At 39.1% G+C, this 17,411-nt stretch carries 20 protein-coding genes; 16 read left to right on the top strand and 4 right to left on the bottom strand.

The window, feature by feature from the left end:
• Positions 1-203: 203 nt before the first annotated feature.
• Together AC0VX7_RS13660 and AC0VX7_RS13655 are read left to right on the top strand one after the other, a co-directional pair.
• The gene (locus tag AC0VX7_RS13660; protein ID WP_475424674.1) at positions 204-1,202 is read left to right on the top strand and encodes an NAD(P)H-dependent flavin oxidoreductase; all 999 of its coding nucleotides are present in this window, start codon (positions 204-206) and stop codon (positions 1,200-1,202) included.
• 271 nt (positions 1,203-1,473) lie between these two features.
• On the top strand, positions 1,474-2,043 hold the full coding sequence (locus tag AC0VX7_RS13655) for an MEDS domain-containing protein (protein ID WP_475424673.1): 570 nt from the start codon (positions 1,474-1,476) through the stop codon (positions 2,041-2,043).
• Positions 2,044-2,352: 309 nt separating this feature from the next.
• Here the strand turns inward: AC0VX7_RS13655 and AC0VX7_RS13650 are convergent, their stop codons facing one another.
• Positions 2,353-3,327 (bottom strand): LacI family DNA-binding transcriptional regulator, encoded by a 975-nt coding sequence (locus tag AC0VX7_RS13650; RefSeq protein WP_475424672.1) that lies wholly within the window; start codon positions 3,325-3,327, stop codon positions 2,353-2,355.
• An 89-nt stretch (positions 3,328-3,416) separates the two neighbouring features.
• Here AC0VX7_RS13650 and AC0VX7_RS13645 point away from each other — a divergent pair, with 89 nt between their 5' ends.
• From AC0VX7_RS13645 to AC0VX7_RS13615, 7 genes are all read left to right on the top strand, one after another.
• Positions 3,417-3,542 (top strand): hypothetical protein, encoded by a 126-nt coding sequence (locus tag AC0VX7_RS13645; RefSeq protein WP_269745728.1) that lies wholly within the window; start codon positions 3,417-3,419, stop codon positions 3,540-3,542.
• A 393-nt stretch (positions 3,543-3,935) separates the two neighbouring features.
• Positions 3,936-4,379: an aminotransferase yhxA gene (locus tag AC0VX7_RS13640; protein ID WP_475424671.1), complete on the top strand. Its 444-nt coding sequence runs from the start codon at positions 3,936-3,938 to the stop codon at positions 4,377-4,379.
• A 15-nt stretch (positions 4,380-4,394) separates the two neighbouring features.
• A complete protein-coding gene (locus AC0VX7_RS13635) occupies positions 4,395-4,793 on the top strand; it encodes a DUF350 domain-containing protein (protein WP_215032584.1) in 399 nt (132 codons plus the stop codon).
• A gap of 15 nt (positions 4,794-4,808) precedes the next feature.
• Positions 4,809-5,273: an RNA helicase gene (locus AC0VX7_RS13630; protein WP_475424670.1), complete on the top strand. Its 465-nt coding sequence runs from the start codon at positions 4,809-4,811 to the stop codon at positions 5,271-5,273.
• A 10-nt stretch (positions 5,274-5,283) separates the two neighbouring features.
• On the top strand, positions 5,284-6,513 hold the full coding sequence (locus tag AC0VX7_RS13625; RefSeq protein WP_475424669.1) for a glutathionylspermidine synthase family protein: 1,230 nt from the start codon (positions 5,284-5,286) through the stop codon (positions 6,511-6,513).
• Between the two features lie 192 nt (positions 6,514-6,705).
• Positions 6,706-7,734 (top strand): ion channel, encoded by a 1,029-nt coding sequence (locus AC0VX7_RS13620; RefSeq protein ID WP_475424668.1) that lies wholly within the window; start codon positions 6,706-6,708, stop codon positions 7,732-7,734.
• Positions 7,735-7,842: 108 nt separating this feature from the next.
• Positions 7,843-8,043, top strand: a complete 201-nt coding sequence (locus AC0VX7_RS13615; protein ID WP_023614065.1) for a cold-shock protein — start codon at positions 7,843-7,845, stop codon at positions 8,041-8,043.
• A gap of 125 nt (positions 8,044-8,168) precedes the next feature.
• Here the strand turns inward: AC0VX7_RS13615 and AC0VX7_RS13610 are convergent, their stop codons facing one another.
• Positions 8,169-8,690, bottom strand: a complete 522-nt coding sequence (locus AC0VX7_RS13610) for a MerR family transcriptional regulator (RefSeq protein ID WP_475428151.1) — start codon at positions 8,688-8,690, stop codon at positions 8,169-8,171.
• A 451-nt stretch (positions 8,691-9,141) separates the two neighbouring features.
• Here AC0VX7_RS13610 and AC0VX7_RS13605 point away from each other — a divergent pair, with 451 nt between their 5' ends.
• From AC0VX7_RS13605 to AC0VX7_RS13585, 5 genes are all read left to right on the top strand, one after another.
• A complete protein-coding gene (locus tag AC0VX7_RS13605; RefSeq protein WP_475424667.1) occupies positions 9,142-9,726 on the top strand; it encodes a YdcF family protein in 585 nt (194 codons plus the stop codon).
• Between the two features lie 31 nt (positions 9,727-9,757).
• The gene (locus tag AC0VX7_RS13600) at positions 9,758-10,474 is read left to right on the top strand and encodes a hypothetical protein (RefSeq protein WP_475424666.1); all 717 of its coding nucleotides are present in this window, start codon (positions 9,758-9,760) and stop codon (positions 10,472-10,474) included.
• Positions 10,475-10,478: 4 nt separating this feature from the next.
• The gene (locus tag AC0VX7_RS13595; protein ID WP_475424665.1) at positions 10,479-11,219 is read left to right on the top strand and encodes a hypothetical protein; all 741 of its coding nucleotides are present in this window, start codon (positions 10,479-10,481) and stop codon (positions 11,217-11,219) included.
• A gap of 199 nt (positions 11,220-11,418) precedes the next feature.
• Entirely contained in the window at positions 11,419-12,336 is a 918-nt protein-coding gene (locus AC0VX7_RS13590) for a DUF1002 domain-containing protein (protein ID WP_475424664.1), read from the top strand.
• A 57-nt stretch (positions 12,337-12,393) separates the two neighbouring features.
• Positions 12,394-12,891, top strand: coding sequence for an N-acetyltransferase family protein (locus tag AC0VX7_RS13585; protein ID WP_475424663.1), 498 nt, complete (start codon positions 12,394-12,396; stop codon positions 12,889-12,891).
• Positions 12,892-13,003: 112 nt separating this feature from the next.
• On the opposite strand, the gene AC0VX7_RS13580 is transcribed toward AC0VX7_RS13585, so the two are convergent.
• Entirely contained in the window at positions 13,004-13,567 is a 564-nt protein-coding gene (locus AC0VX7_RS13580) for a GNAT family N-acetyltransferase (RefSeq protein ID WP_475424662.1), read from the bottom strand.
• 459 nt (positions 13,568-14,026) lie between these two features.
• On the opposite strand from AC0VX7_RS13580, the gene AC0VX7_RS13575 reads away from it, so the two are divergent.
• A complete protein-coding gene (locus AC0VX7_RS13575; RefSeq protein ID WP_475424661.1) occupies positions 14,027-14,497 on the top strand; it encodes a GNAT family N-acetyltransferase in 471 nt (156 codons plus the stop codon).
• A 157-nt stretch (positions 14,498-14,654) separates the two neighbouring features.
• A complete protein-coding gene (locus AC0VX7_RS13570; RefSeq protein WP_084135442.1) occupies positions 14,655-15,158 on the top strand; it encodes a hypothetical protein in 504 nt (167 codons plus the stop codon).
• A gap of 99 nt (positions 15,159-15,257) precedes the next feature.
• Here the strand turns inward: AC0VX7_RS13570 and AC0VX7_RS13565 are convergent, their stop codons facing one another.
• Positions 15,258-17,342, bottom strand: a complete 2,085-nt coding sequence (locus AC0VX7_RS13565) for a peptidoglycan D,D-transpeptidase FtsI family protein (RefSeq protein WP_475424660.1) — start codon at positions 17,340-17,342, stop codon at positions 15,258-15,260.
• Between the last annotated feature and the right edge of the window lie 69 nt (positions 17,343-17,411).

Here is a 17,411-nt window from a genome sequence, read left to right as displayed (position 1 = left end):
TTTTGAGAAAAGATGCAAACTTAATACCGACCTGCAAAATGGGTATATATTACGTTAAAATCGGCTTTAGGATTTTAACAACCATCTTTACGAAAACAGCGTTTTTTTAAAATAATAAAATATTCATCGAGATTGAAAAATCCGATAAGTTAAACTATGATATAGATATTCAGAAAATTTAGAAATGTAGAAGGGATGATACGATGAGTAAAGTGGTTCCAGAAAGCTGGTGGGATCAGCTATCTGTTCCTGCAATAGCAGCCCCAATGTTCCTAGTCTCAGGTCTTGATTTGGTAAGTTCCTGCTGTAAAAATGGAGTGATTGGATCATTTCCAGCTCCAAACGCCCGACCAATAGAAGTTCTAGATGAATGGATGGGCAGGTTGAATGACGAATTAGCAGAAGCAAAAAAACAAGAGCCAGAACGGAAAATAGCACCCTGGGCTATGAATATGGTGGTACATAGTACTTACAGTAGGCTTGAGGAAGAGCTTGCCTTAATAAAAAAGCATAAACCTCAGCTTGTGATCACGTCACTCGGGAGTCCTAAGAAAGTGGTAGACATTGTCCATGAATATGGGGGCCTTGTTTTCTCTGATGTCAGTGATGTAAAATTTGCCAAGAAAGCTGCAGAGACAGGAGTAGACGGGCTTATCTTAGTCGCTAACGGAGCAGGAGGCCATGCTGGGGATCTTAATGGTTTTGCTTTCGTTGATTCTGTACGGACCTTTTGGGATGGGATCATTGTTCTGGCAGGATCAATCACCACCGGAAAGGCCGTACTTGCTGCACAGGCTGCAGGAGCAGACCTTGCTTACATGGGGACAAGATTCATTGTGGCAAAGGAAAGTATGGCCAATGATGAGTACAGGCAAATGGTAGTGGATGCAACTCAAGAAGACCTTATTCTCACCGATGCTTTTTCTGGTGTCAAAGCGAATATGCTAAAGCCAAGCATCGTCAGGGCCGGACTAGACCCTGAAACCCTACAGAAAAAAGATCATGTTAATTTTGATTCGATGCAAAGAGAGACGAATGCCAAGGCTTGGAAAGACATTTGGTCAGCAGGGCAGGGAGTTGGAGCTATTAATAATATACAATCTGCATCAGAGATTATTAGCCAGTTAGAATCTGAATACCGTGAGGCTTTAAGTAATGTGAACGCAAAAGCTGGCAAACTCAAAACTGTTATTATGGAATAATACTAAACTCACCGACAGGCAATTGATCGGTGAGTTTTTTAGAGTAATCCCTGTTAAAAGAAAATTTCGAGAAATAAAATGAATAGATTAAAAAACCTTGTTGGGAAAATATAGGGATATTAAAACCCTAATCTGTATATATAATCTGACCTGATTGAATCATAAACAAGTTCAATCGATTAATGGATAGAAGTATGTTATTATAAAGGGTATATTTTGAATATGTGAATTCATTGTTTGTTTCCCTTGAATTCCGGAGGAGACTGATACAATGCGCAAAAGAATCCAGGATTTGATCTCTACTGTTAAAGAAAATGGTGCCCATATTTTTTATTCATTCGAAAACGAAGAGAAATATGTTGATAACCTTATAGTCTATGTTACAGCGGCAATTGGACTCGGCAATCACGTGATGATCATAGAAAATGACCGGATTTTGCCTGAACTCCAGAAGAGAATCAAAGCTGAGTTTAATGAGGAACAACAGGAAATGATTCACACAATCAATAATTATGAATTTTACTGCTATCGTGGCAACTTTAATAAGGATACTATTCTTAGTTATTTAGATAACATGCTTTCACCTTTTTTGGAAAATAATATTCCTATTCAGACTTGGGCTCATGTTGAATGGAGGGATCAAGAGGAAATCGTCCAGAATCTTGGGGATTACGAAAAAGAAGCGGACGTATTTCTCCAGGCCACAAAATTAATCAGCATTTGTAGTTACGATGCCAATAGGGTCCCTGAGTCATTGAAAGACATTTTGATGGATTCCCACGAATATTACATGACGGACGATACCATTGAATTGATAGATCGAAAAAGCAGAATAAAGTAACAAGTGACCTGCCGATAATTGGCAGGTTTTTTGGTTATCCAGCAAATTATAAAATTATCCCAATGTGGATAACTATTTGTTTTTCCAGCTACAGCGCCTAGCCCCTCGAGTCGCTTCGGCTGAACGGGGCGCTTGCGCTTTTTGTTCTTGGATAAGAAAGTATAAATTTATCCACTTAGATTAGTGTCTAGCTCCAGCGCCTAGCCCCTCGAGACGCTTCGGTCCTGCCAATGAAGTCAAAGAACGACTTCACTGTCAGGCCCTCCAGCGCTTGTCGGGGCTGAACAAGGCGCTTGCGCTTTTCTTATTCTATACAGATTGTCGCTCAATTAATTTAAATGGAAGAGCGATCTTCTCTGCATATGTACTATCGCCAGATCGCTTAATAAATGAGTTGAAGGCAAATGAACCTAATTGTTTAGTGGGTATGTCAATTGTTGTTATTCCCATAATTTCAGATATCTGATGGTTATCAAAGCTCAAAATGGCTACATCTTCAGGTACAGCAAGTCCTTGTTTTACACTTTCGGTAAAAATACCGGCTGCAACTTGATCATTACCCACTAGAAAGGCCGTGGGTTTTTCTTTCATTTGTGAAAAACGATTCACCACTCTTTTCCCATCCTGAATCATTAAACATTTGCCAAGAATCCATTCCTCTTGTACCTTCTGACCAATCATCTTCATCTTTTCCTCGTATGCCTTCTGGCGTTTTTGGCTATTTGTTCCTTCTAGTCTCCCAAGACAAATGGCAATCCGCTTATGACCTTTTGATATTAAATATTCCAACCCCAGGTTGAATGCTGCAACATGTTTAATTGATATAGAAGGAAAATCATCTTGATCAGAGTCCTCGCATAACACCATCGGCCCTGCATTTTTATACTTCAAAAGTGAATCAAACGGAATTGCACGTGAAGCAAAAATAACCCCATCAATAAGATGGCCTCGAAGTTGTTCTAACGCTTCGAATTCCTTTTCTTGTTGATAACCTGTCTGGAAGAGAACCAGCTGGATATTATGCTTTATTGCTTCTTCAGCAATTCCTTCCAGGAGTTCTGAAAAATAAGGGTGATTGATTGTTGGCAATACGATTCCGACCATATTGGTCTTTCCCCGGGATAAATGAACAGCATTAATATTAGGGCTGTAATCCAGTTCTCTTATTGTTTTCAGCACTGCTTCCCGTTTATCTGGGCTTACATATGGATGATGGTTCAACACCCGTGACACAGTGGAAACCGACACTCCTGCCAGTCGGGCAATTTCTCGGATATTAGCCATTTAAAAAAACCTCGCAAAGATTATTCTTGACCTGAAACGCGTTCCATAAATTATTGTATATGCAAACATATTTTAAAGGAGCTGTCATTATGGTTGCAGGAATTATTATGTTAGCAGGTTTATGCTTATTTGAAATTATTTTAGCAAAAATCGCATTAGGAAACGCGGAAATAGAGGAATTTAATTTCGAGGAATTTTTTTATGGGAAAGATTGAATGTTAATAGGAAAAAACGAACCGCCGTCATTCACTCTTTAATAATGGCTCTTTTCTCAAACGTTGTTGCTATACAAAATTGGAGTGCCTATATTCCCTCGTGGAGTTGACGATTCTTATGAGAAAAGAGCATGCAAACTAAATACCGACCTGCAAAATGGGGATATATCACGTTAAAATCGGCTTTAGGATTTTAACAACAAACTTTACGAAAACAGCCTTAATAGTAAAGTGCAGGAAGGAATTAATAAACTGATTGTAGAATTCAGCATCACTGCGAAACGAAAGTGTTACAATAAAAGGAAGGTTGTAATCTGGAAAGTAAGAAGGAATATGAAACTTTTTACCAGGTCTTCCGTAAATATTTACGTCAATAAGAAAGAGGTGAAATAAATGGGCAAAACAAAAAAGGTTATCGCGAGTATTTCTGCTACGGCTTTGATGATGGGGCTGGCTGGTTGCAATAACAACCCACAGGCCATTCCGGACCGGGATTGGGAACCGGATGTATCTGGCGATGAAGGGCAGGATTGGAATTCTGAGCAGGGCCAGGATATCCCTCCAGTACCAGAAGGGACCGATTGTTCAGACTGGGAATGGGACAATGAAGATGGTGTCTGGGAATGTGATGATAACAACTCTCCATATTTTGGACATTACTTTTTCGCTGGTATGTTCTTTGCGAATCGATCATTACTCTATAAGAGCAATGACTATACGAAGTACAAGAACAGTTCATCATTCAAAGGGGCAAGATTGGACAGCAATTATAAAAACACTTCGCCAAAGGGCAGTTCAGGATTCGGCAGCGGGTCAAGAAGCACTACTGGCGGTTAAGGGAGAGGAAAATTAATGAATTTATATTTGAATTTTGCCGCTTATTTAGGACTTGGATTGCTTTTGCTGACGGCAGGTGTGGGCTTATTCGTGTTGGCTACACCAAAGATTAAGGAGTTTGAACTGATTGGCAAAAGAAATATAACAGCAGCTCTTTCGCTTGGAGGGAAAATGCTGGGACTAGCAATCGTGCTGGGAGCAGCAGCAGAATATTCGGTATCCCTTCTGGATATGGCTATCTGGGGTTCCATTGGGATTTTTACGCAAATTATAGTATTCTTTGTCGCTGAGGTTATTACGGTCAGATATAGCCTCCAAAAAGCGATTGAAGAAGACAACCGTTCAGTTGGTGTCATTCTCTTCTCACTTTCTCTTGCTGTAGGCTGGATTGTTGCAAAAAGCCTTTCTTATTAGGAGGAGAAAACATCCATGAAAAAACTAACTTATTTTGTTCATGATGGAAAAGACAACTATGAACCATTATACGAATATACGATCCCGAATGTCGGAATAGATGAGTTTTATGCCCGCCAGCTTTGCACTTATTTCATTATTAAAGGAAGCCAGTATGAACTGATATCCAATGAGATGGTTGGGGATGAAGAAATACTCGTTCTTGAAGACAGGGGCAGGAACAATTATGTCCTTGGTGAGAAAAGTTATCGGGGAATAGGAATCCACGTGGAATTCCGGCGATTCAAGGAAAGTGAGAATTATAAGTTGCTAACTGCTGTTCCTTGTCGGACACACCTTGATGTAATCCGCTATCTCTTAAAGGATATTATTGATGTTCCTGGTTTCGGGCAAATGGCTGTTACCTCCACTGAAGTGGATGAAGATCGGGGAGTTTACGTCCTGTATCTTAAAGCCATTGGTGAAAACGACATGGAATAGGAGGCATTCCATGAAAAACTACAAAGCAAATAGAGAAGGATTTTATAGTGGAATAAAGAACTTCTGGCCCGATTTGTATGGGGAGGAATATGCCTTATTTGATATTTCTACCATTGATAAGGGGGAAGTTGAAGCCATCAGGCTTTGTACAAATAGAATCGGCAGAATATTTTTTAAAGTTAGTGAGCTCTTGAGAAATGTTCAACTGGATACCTTGAGTGAACTGGGGTATCCGGTTGAAACCCTCGATTTTATAAGGCTCAAGACATTAAATGTTGAAAGTGTTATCGCAAGGCTGGACCTGATTAAAACAGAAAATACATATAAGTGCATTGAGATCAATTCTGATACTCCAACCTTCGTTAAGGAATTATTTAGCGTAAATGGATCTGTAGCGACTCAATTTGGCTTCAGAAATCCAAATGAAGGAATGGAGGATCAACTGGCCAGAGCTGTCCGGATTGCTGTTGCTGCATCTGCAAAATGGCTGGAAGAAATTGAACCATATGTTGTTTTCACTGCGCATGAAGACAATATAGAAGATCGAAATACAGTTTTATATTTGCAGGATTTATATGGTTTACCTTCCAGGTTCATTGCACTAGATAAACTAAGTATCATACCTGGGACTGGCCTATATGATCAAACTGGCCGTAAGATTGACATCCTCTACCGGCAAACATTTCCGATAGAAAGCCTCATAATGGATGAAGACGAATCTGGAAATAAAATCGGTATGTGGCTGCTTGAACTTGTAAAAACAAAGAAATTGGCAATGATCAATCCTCCGTCTGCTTTCTTATTGCAGAATAAAGCTGTGCAGGCGGTAATATGGGGATTACATGAGGATAATGATCCGTTTTTCACACCCGAAGAGCATGACTGGATTAACGAATATTTCCTGCCTACTTATTTGGAAGCGGAGCCGTTTTTAACGAAGCATGTTCCTTTTGTCAAAAAGCCTATCTTCGGGAGAGAAGGAGACACAGTCGAGATATACAGTTCCACTGGTAAACTGATAATGGAAGAAAAACATAAAAACTACAACGCTGTTCCATCCATTTTTCAGCAGTATATCGAACTGCCCACTGTTACATACAATTCAGAAAAAGGTAAGCAAAAAGGGCATGTATTAACAGGGAGTTTTCTTATTAACGGAAAATCATCCGCGCTCGGTTACCGTGTCGGAGGAGAAATTACAAACAACCTTTCTTGCTTTTTACCAGTGGGGTTGTCTTAAGAGAAGGCTGTTTTCGTAAAGATGATTGTTAAAATCCTAAAGCCGATTTTAACGTAATATAAAGCCACTTTGCAGGTCGGTATTAAGTTTGCATGCTCTTTTCTTAAAAAAAGAGTCAACTTTGCGAGAAACATAGGTCAACCAATCCTATTTTGTAGTGAGAAAAGAGCATAAAAGAAAGGAGGTCCATTCATGTGGATTTTACAGAGGTTTTTTACAAAACTGCTGAAAGTCAGTCTTTTGAAAATCACCTTGATCGTTCTTGGAGTGATTCTATTAAGCAGCTTGATTATCAAGACACTTGAACCAGAAACTTTTCCAAGATACCTTGATGCAGTCTGGTGGACAATGACCACGGTCGTGACGGTTGGTTATGGTGATTACTCCCCCAGCAGTGATTTAGGCCGAATTTTTACGATGGTGCTGCTATATACAGTCGGGATTGGGGCAATGGGTATTATCATCGGCAAGATTTTTGATAGTTTGACTTTGTATAAAAAAATGAAGGAGGAAGGGAAGTTGGCATATAAAGGAAAGGACCACTATATACTGATCGGCTCCTCCAAAGATAAACTTAGTAATGTTGTTGAGGAAATCCTGAATTCCAATAAAAAGTGCGATATAGTCATTGTCGATCATAGCAATGAGTCGCCAGTGCAGCATGACCGAGTACATTTTGTCAGCGGAAACCCTGCTGAAGAAGAAATTCTAATGCAGGCTAATATCCTCGAGTCCAAATCAGTGGCTGTCTTTACGGATGATCGTATTGAGTTTCCTGAATACGCTGATGGGAAAACTTTGCTTATAGCATCAAGGGTAGAACATATCTCGAAACAGTCAAAAAGAAATATATATACGATTGCCGAGATCATGAAAGAAAAGCATATTGCGTTGTTCGAACATGCGAACATCGATGAATTTATTTTATCCAATGAATCAGTATCTAAACTCATGGCTCAGGCAGCGATCTTTCCAGGTTCGAGCAAGCTGTTTAAACAACTGCTCAGCAATATGGAAGGAGAGAACCTCTATAAAATCGAGAAGAAGCCGCATTGGACTACTTATAAGCAAGCAGCCATGGAGCTCTTTGACCTCGGAGCAACACTCATTTCAGATGGACACGCGCTTGATATTGCAAGAAAACATAATGAAGAAATTCCTGAGGGTACGGAGATGTTTGTCATTTGCGATGAGGCAACCTATAAAAAGTTATGCAGCTAAATTTTCGTCAAAAAAATTCTTCTATTTTGGTTTAAAATATTTTTAGAAGGATATAATAATCACGCAAGGTTAAATTGCAATTTTTTTAATCGCTAGGAGGCAACAATAGTGGAACGTGGTAAAGTAAAATGGTTTAACAGCGAAAAAGGCTTTGGATTCATCGAACGTGAAGGCGGGGAAGATGTATTTGTACACTTCTCAGCAATCCAGGGCGAAGGTTACAAATCTTTAGATGAAGGACAAGAAGTTACATTTGAAGTTGAACAAGGCCAGCGTGGCCCGCAAGCGACAAACGTACAGAAAGCCTAACTAAGGATACCTGAAACAGACTCAGATTTTATGGGTCTGTTTTTTTGATTTGGCTTTTTCGTAAATATTGTTGATTTTGAGGATTAAATATTTACAAAAAAAGAACACATCCTTGATGTGCCAAATTAAAATCCAAAAAAGGAACTGATTATATTTCGTTTTTTGAATTTCCTTAAGGAAGAAACAGGTGCTAAAGATGTTTGTTTTTCCTCCTTAGCCACTTGTTCCTGCTGTGCAGCGGCTTCCTCCATGCTTGTAATCACTTCTTTCAGTCTGGCTACCTCATTTTGCAGTTCCTCAATTTCCCTGCGATGCTGAAGGATTTGATATGATACAACTTCATCAGCCTTTCGGTTAAGCCTGTTTTCGAAATCCTCCATTCGCTTCATTAGCTTATCCAGTGCCATATCTGGTTTAACAGCTGGGATTGTCGCTTTTCTTTGCTTTCTTCCTTTAATTTTTAAATCCTGTAATAAAACTCCTTTATTAAGCTGTTCTTTGATGTCTTTTAAGATCTCGATACTTTCCCCGGAAAATTGATAATGTCCTAACTCCGTACGCTCCATTTGAAGGTTTGCCTGCTTCACCCAGCGTTGTATTGTGCTCGGTGAAACGCCGAGCAGCTTTGCTACTGCGCTAGTATTCATCATAATCCCCCCTTGTTATAGTAAAATTTCGCTTTTTAATTTGCTTTTCCTTTGTCGCTGACAAAACTAGTTGGCTTTCGGCAAAGAAAGTGAAAAAACACCACCATACACTCTTTTAGGTAAAACCGTCGTGATTTTATTATAATAACCAGTCGAGTTATGTTATTTTTTATCAAGTTATCCATTTTATCAGACTCTTTTCTCAAATTTTGTTGCTATTGACTACAAAATAGGATTGAATGACCTATGTTTCTTCATAAAATTAAAAGCTTATTATGAGAAAGAGCTTGCACACTTAATAAAGACTTCAAAATGACTTTTTATCACGTTAAAATCGGCTTTAGGATTTTAACAACAATTTTAACGAAAACAGCTTGTTATTAAGAAAATTACAAACCTTCTATGGTAAACGATGGTAATATTAGAGTATCGATTTGGAGGGTTAATAATCATGATAAAGAAACCAATAATCAAAAAAATTGTGATAGCAGGACTTCTCTTTTCCTTGTTTTATGTAGGTTACCTTCATTACAAAATAAACCAGCACGCTAACATGGATGTGCCGAAGAATTCTGATTATATGATAATTCTAGGAGCGCGGGTCAAGGGAAAAGTTCCTTCGCTGGCACTAAAATACCGTATTGACCACGCAGCAAATTATCTAAAGGAAAATCCTGATACTATTGCGATCGCCTCCGGTGGCAAAGGCCCGGGGGAAGACATATCTGAAGCCGAATGTATTAAAAGGGAACTAATGCAACATGGGATCGAAGAATCAAGGATTATCCTTGAAGACAAGTCCACTGATACGTACGAGAATATTGGATTTTCTAAAAAATTCATACCTGAAAATGCTGAAATTGGCTTAGTGGTGACGAATGATTTCCATATCTTCCGTTCCAAGATGATAGCAGACAATGAAGCACTGAAGATAAATGGATTGGCTGCAAAGACGCCAATTCAGGCAGTGTTGAAATCATATATAAGAGAATACCTGGCGCTGACAAAGTATTTCATGATCAATGTTTTCAGGTAAGAATAAACAGTAACTAAAATGAGGTGAATATATGAACGCTCCTGGGATTGTTTTGAATCTAGTGGCATGGGGTGCTATTTTCATTCTGGCAAGACGTATATATAGTAAACAGGATATAAAACCAATCATATGGAAACTGGCGATTGTCATTTTTGTTGGATTATTCTCTTTTTCTATTAACTTGCCATATATGGATCAGCAGATAAAACTAGCCATTCTTCCTCTTGGTGTATGGATTTTATATGGAATCTATTCACGTATCTATTCACGTAAAGAAGAGGGTATTAGCTGGGATAAGTATCGGAAATATGCCTGGTTAGGCTTCTTCGCCAATTTTATCTTTTTAGCAGTTTCACTTATCAGTCCACTAATCCATTCGGCTATATTCCCTGCCAATGAGATATCAACCTATCTTTCGGATATCAACAAAGGAAAGATCATTCAAACCCATCCCTCTGCTGGCAGCAAGATATTGGACAGGGATTCTCTTCTTGATCAATTGGACAGTTTCAAGAAAGAATCAGTATATAGTGAAAAGTGGTACTACGAAGCCTTTGAGTCTGCCGGTGAACTTTCAAAAGCTGAAGAAAGATTTCCATATCAGCTTACAGGAATTGAAGCAAAATGGGGAAGCGGTATCGATCCTATGATTTTTGTTGAACAAGATGGAAAAGGGATCTTAATCTCAACGGGCCAAAAGCAAGTATACTTTCGTGCCGAAAAATCTTTGCTAAAGAAGGGGGAGTAACTTCATGCGCAAAAAGGTGCTCGTGCCTCTTTTACTTATTACGATTCTTATGGCTGGAGGAATTTTTTATTGGTATTATCTAGCTCCTCCAGCAACCTTTCCAGACCAGGAGGAAATAAAGGCAATCTTGAGTGATCCATATAACAGAGTTGGAATAGCGGAAATACAGGACACGATTTTTCTTGATGATAAGCATGTATACATTCCTTTCATTACAAAAGAGGAAGGCCATGGTATAAGCTTTTGGGAGTGGGGAAAGCAGGAGTGGAAATTATCAAGTTTCTCTACCGGAAGCATGCCGCAAATCTGGAAGATTGATTCAAATGACCCGTCATCACATTTTATTATGTGGAATTATCATCCAGAGAATAATCTGGAATTTTTGACGTTTTTTTTGATTAAAGAACGTGGGTTTTCCGTCAGTGATGGAAAGCAACAGTATGATCCCGGTATTCAAATGGATTACAGGGCAGAGGTTGGAGAGAAGTCATATGGTTATACTTCGATTCCTCCAGAGTGGCAAAAGTATATGGAAGCAGAAAATAAACTGATGGCAGCAATGAAACCCAATCCTTTATTTGCTGACTTTTTTCCACCTGCTCAATATTACTTTGGCTGGCAGTCAACATCGGTTGATGGGTCCACAGAGTATCCTTCTTACCCAAACAATAATGGTTTTGGCAGTGGTGGTTCGTCAACAGAGTATCTTAGGTTTTTAAATGAAAATGAAATTTATATAAGGTAATATGCTTGTGAGTAAAATTAATGGAAAGTAATTCCTGATTCCTTTTCAGTAGCTTGTCAATGAAACTTTTTGGCGTAAATATTCGTATTAATAAGGGAACCTGTGAAAAGAGCCCAACTGATGGGAAATCATTCTTCAGGTTCTAACTGATGTAAGAAGGGTAAGTAGGTAAAATAATGTGAAAAAGGAGAAACAATTGATGAAAGTTACGCACTTGATGAAAATCTCAGTTTTATTTAGCCTGTTTGTTTTCGCTTTGGGTATTTATACTGTTCCAGCATTTGCTTCCACTGACAATGAGGATGTCATAAATGAGAAATACGGACCACCAATTGTAGTTTATGGTGAAGCACTTTCAGAAAAGCAGAAAGATGAAGTCAGGAATCTGCTGGGAATCAAAGATCCTTCCAAAGTTAAGGAAATTGTTGTAACAGGAAAAGATCTAGTAACCTATATCGATGGCGATGAACATTCCAATATGTATTCATCTGCCAAGATTACTAGGAAGGATACCGGAGAGGGGCTTGTGATTAACCAAGTCACTCCAGAAAATATAACGGAAGTAACGGATGAAATGTACGCCAACGCGCTGTTGACAGCAGGAATCGAGGATGCCATTGTAGATGTCGTTTCACCAGTCAAGGTAACCGGACACTCAGCTCTAGTGGGAATCTATAAGGCATATGATGAAGGTGAAGGAACAGCCCTTGATAAGGATCGTACTGAAGTTGCCAATCAAGAATTGAACCTGGCAACAAAACTAGCTAAAAAAGAGGGGCTCGATCAGGATAAAGTTAGTGAGCTCCTGACAGAAATCAAGAAAGAAATTGCAGCTCAAAACCCAGCAACAAAAGAAGAGATCGAGAAGATTATCGATGAAAAGCTAAAGTCTCTCGAAATTCAGCTTAGCCCGGAAGACAAACAGCTTCTCGTTGATTTGTTCAATAAAATGCGCGATTTGAACATCAATTTTGACAATGTTAAAACTCAGTTAGAAAACCTTTCTACAGATATCCAGAAGAGAATCGAGGAGGCAGTAGGGGACAAAGGCTTCCTGGAATCAGTCTCAAACTTTTTTAAAGAACTAATTGAAAGCATAAAGAGCATTTTTTCCTAAGACAGAGGATTTTCCTCTGTTTTTTTGAAATCGTATATGGTATAGAGGTGACTTAATATGAATATCCGGCAAGCCGAAGAACGAGATACAGATGATTTTGCACAACTCATACAAGAAGTTGAAGGTACAACGAATTTCATGCTATTTGGACCTGGTGAAAGGAAATTCAATCCTGAGGCTCAAAGGAAAATGATTCAGACTCTTAGGGCTGAAGAAAACTCAAATATTTTCCTGGCAGAGGCTGACAGTGGACTGGCAGGATATTTAATTGCAAAGGGAGGAAGTGCAAGCCGTACTAAGCATACAGCTTATCTTGTTATAGGCATAAAGTCAGGTTTTCGTGGTTCCGGATTTGGCACAAGACTTTTTGAAGAGCTTTTTAGCTGGGGGAAAGAAGTTAGGATTCACAGATTGGAATTAACGGTGATGACTGAAAATAAGGCAGGTATCGCATTATACAAGAAGATGGGCTTTGAAATAGAAGGAACCAAGAAGGATTCGTTACTTGTCGATGGTCAATATAATGATGAATTCTATATGTCCAGAATACTTTAAGCCAATAGTTGTGGCATTCTTGGATGACATGAATAAAACAGGCTAGAAACGATGGACTCACAATCGTTTTTAGCCTGTTTTAATATCTTAAAGTACTTGCCCTAGATGAGATTCAGGAATGTTGCTGGGCTTCCCATTCTTCCCTTAATAATCCCATTTTTATTGAATCATAGTATTTCCCGTTATAGAGTCGGCATTTCCTGATTCGAGCCTCTTCGACCATTCCCAGTTTTTTACCAACCGTAAGCATCCTGGAATTGCCGGACCAGGTTGTAAAGCCGATCCTTGGAATTGGGAAAGTTTCAAATAGGTGTGTAATCCAAACTTTCAATGCCTCAGTCCCATACCCACCATTCCAATATTCTGGCAAATAAATAACAATCCCAATTTCCAGCCATTGTGAAGATTCGTGTTCCCAGTAATATGCCACCATTCCGATAATTTCATCGTTTACTTTAATAAGGTACTTTCTGTCATATCCCTGATGGATGAGGTTCGTCATTTGTTCTTTAAACTTATCAAGGCTTTCTCGCCTTAGTGGATAGTAAGGTGCATCCCATTTTTTCCATTCAGGATGTTCGTCATTGTGAATCAGGCCCCACCATGTATCCAAATCCTCTTCTTTAATTTTGCACAATATAACTTGTTCACCTGATAATATATCTGGTGTCTGCATGTTTCCGTACCTCCTTAATAGATATGAGGCTAGACGCTTATGCTTAACTAATTCTCTTCAATTCTAGTATTTCCTGCGCCTGAACAAAAATACAATAAATGTTCAAATCTACAGAAAAAGAGACGCTGCGGACAGCGTCTCTTTAATTAGTTGCTTCGTCATCTATAAATGCATTTTCATTAACTGCGAAGAAATTTAAACCAGCGGCGATTGCGAAAGCTCCTCCAAGTAATGCGAATGTAGTAATCATTATGTAATCGCTCCTGTCATTAATTGTTTTTGTTTTGTTACTACTTATATTCCCGCAGTTGAAACTATTAAACCTATTATTACGAAAAAATGACAAAATAGTAAAAATGATTTTTTTTATTAAACTGCATTCAAAACTAATAGTTTTTTTGTATTGAATGTTAAATAACTATTAGATAATATTTCGATAAACAGGCAGGGGGGAGAGTCTTGAAGTTATATAGCAGGAAGATGACGAAGGTTATTGCAACGGATATTTTAAGTTGGAAGTATGATCCGCCGTATGATTTATATAATAATGACGTTACCGATGATGCAATAAGTGAATTAATGAATGAAGGATATATAGCCGTAGAGGACGAAAGTGGGGCATTAATTGGGTTTTATTGCAGTGGGCATTCAGCCCAGGTTCCAGCTGGAAGAGGGGCAGGTGCATATACTGAACCAGCAATTGATGTAGGAGTAGGAATGCATCCTGAGTTAACTGGAAAGGGGAATGGTTCTTTATTTTTTTCATTTGTATTAAACGAACTTAAAACTTTAAGTTCAGATTCGATTTTCAGGTTGACTGTCGCTAAATTTAATAAGAGGGCAATGAAGCTATATGAAAACCTGGAGTTTAAAAAGACGTATGAGTTTAAAACTGACACTAACGAATTCATTATCATGCTAAAGTGGTGATAAAGTAATTCGTTATTGCTTTTGGGCAAGTGGGGACTTTTTAATAAAGTTGGCCATAAATAATTTGTATTTGTTAAATAATCCCTTTATAATGAAAAAGCTGTGTGAAATTCAGGTCTCACACTTAGCGATATATAGTTTGAAGGGGAGAACAAAGATGAAGAAGTTTTGGATTTTACTTTCAGCGATTACATTCGCAATCGGGTTGACTGCATGTTCAGCGGAAAAAGAAGAAGCACAACCTGAAAATAAAGAATCAGAGGAAGCTGCAAAGCCTGCTGCAAACCCAAAGAGTGTTATGTATAAATTTTACATGAGCATTGTTAGCACGATTAACGAGGCTGATGCTGATCTAAATGCATATGAGGGAGCAGAGGAGCCGACACCTGAAGAAAAGGCAGCGGCGAGTGAATCAGCAGCCGCTGTTGCGACTAAGGTTGAAGGCCTGGAAGTGCCTGCGGATTTAAAGGATCAAAAAGCGGATCTGGAAACTGCTCTTAAAGAAATTGCTGAATCATATAAAATGAAATCAGAAGAGCTGAAGAAAGATGCTCCAGCCTTTGATGCTGCTGATGAAAAATTCGCACAGGGTGAAGAAAAAATTGGAGCTGCATTTGAAAGCCTTGAAATGAATAAGCCTTCACTTGCGAAAGAACTGTAAAAGAAGCTGAAAAGCAGTGCCAAAAGGCACTGCTTTTCTTATCAATCCTCAAAATTACTATCAGAGTCATAAAAGCAATACAGAGCAGGAACGTGTCTCTTAATCTTCAGTTTCATCGGTGGGTTGTTCAGTTCCATTTTTCATGTTGAAATATGCATCCATCACAGCACGGCCAATCTTTTTGTTAGCACCGTGGTCAACACTGCCCTGGTAAGCCCAGGGTACTATCACAGCCATGGCGATTTCTGGATTGTCGGAAGGTGCATAGCCAACAAGGCTAAGATTCATTGTATCTATTAGTGCGTCTCCTTTTACTCGATATTGCCCATCGTAGAAAGCCTCAGCAGTTCCGGTTTTTCCAGCAGGCGAGTAGGTGGCTGTGCTGAAATAACGATATGCTGTACCGCCAGGTTCCTGCATTACTTTTTTGAAGCCAATATGGACACGATCAAGCCACTGGTCTTTCGCACCAATATCATTGAGTACATTTGGTGAATAGGATTTATAGATAGGCCCTAGCTCTTCACCATTCATGGCGGGTTCACGTATTTCTTTGACAATCTTTGGCTGCATTCGATAGCCCCCGTTAGCGATCGTAGAGATATACTGGGCAAGCTGCATATTCGAATACGTATCATACTGACCGATCACTAAATCGAGTACTTTACCAATTGGGTAATTTGCTCCCTTTGCACCGGTTTGTTCATTTGGCAAGTCAATTCCTGTACGGATGCCAAGGCCGAATGAGGCGAAGGAATTGCGAATCGTATCCCAAACTTCTGGCTCAAGGTTCAACGGTTGCTGATAACGGTAGACACCATTCCCAATCCTGATCGCGGTATGGAACATATAGACGTTGGATGATCTCTTCAAGGCATCGATGTCATTCAAGACTCCGAGGTAGCTATAGGATTTTTTTATAGGAGTACCCTTTATATCAAGTGCTCTATCATCAAATCTGGTAGTTGAACTGATTGCGCCTGTTTTATAGCCGGTAAAAACCGTTGCCCCTTTGACGACAGAGCCGACGTTAAAGGTTTTAAGTATGTTGCCAAGTGCGTCATCTTCCATATAAACTTCGTTTGTTTTCTTGTCTTTTACAATTCTTTTTCCTGCCATTGTCAATACTTCACCAGTGTTTGGATCCATTAAAACAACGTAGGCACTGTCCAAGAGCCCTGTTCCCGGAGACCGTTTGGCAGCCCATAATTCCTTCTCAACAATTTCCTCGACAGCGAGCTGCAGATCCATATCAATACTTAGGACTAGATCTTTTCCGCGCTGTCCTTCTGAAACTAATTCCTTTTCCAGAAGTTCGCCGGCTTTATCGGTCACATTCACAATTTTTTCTTTTTTACCCTGAAGTACATCTTCATATTCAAGTTCGAGATTGCTTTTCCCAACACGGTCATTACGTGTATAACCACGTGACATGAAATAATCAAGTCTTTCGGCAGGAAGACCTTCATTGCTTGTCGTGATTCTTCCTAGTACAGGTTTAAAGGCCTCTTCATACTTATATTCCCGGTCCCAGTCTGTTGCAGCATTAACACCAGGAAGCAGTGACAGATTTTCATTGACTAGCGCATATTCTTCCTGTGTGACACCTTCATTTTTGATGATTTGCGGCACGAATTTATAGCCGCTGTTCATGATGCTGAAAATCGCAAGCTCTTCAATATCCTGCTCAGTTAGTTGACTAAGGTGATTTTTTGTAACTCTCTCAAGCTGTAGTTTATATAAATCTTTATTTTTCAGCTTTTTATTTCTGAAAAGCTCCATCTCTTTATCTTTTAAAAGTTTCTTTGCTTCTTCTGGATGCTTGATCATCCAGAAATCCTTCATATCTCTCTCTCGGACTTTATCTGTATCTTTCTCAATGATTCTGGCTAGCTTTGCAGCTACTTGGAGCATTTCCTTCTGGGAAGCACCTTCATTCGTATATGTAATAGCATTCAGTGGTTTGTTGTCGACGATTACCTTGTGGTTTCTGTCCAGCATCTTTCCTCGCGGGACAGGGTTATTGACTGTCACATCCTCCTTGCGATTAATTTCACGTTTATAGTCTTCGCCATGGACGATTTGGACAATGCCGAGGCGAAGGACCAGCAATGAAAAGAGAATAAAGACTGAAAAGAATAGAATATTGACCCTTATTGGTGTTGTATTCTTTTTTTTAGGCAAGTTTTCTCACATCCTATGAAAATATAAAAACCATCTATTACCATTAGTGTACGTAAAGATTTACTACTC

Source organism: Mesobacillus sp. QJM3NY_10, from assembly GCF_056173465.1.
The sequence above is the reverse complement of the archived record's forward strand: the minus strand, read 5'-3'. Positions and strand labels throughout refer to the sequence as shown.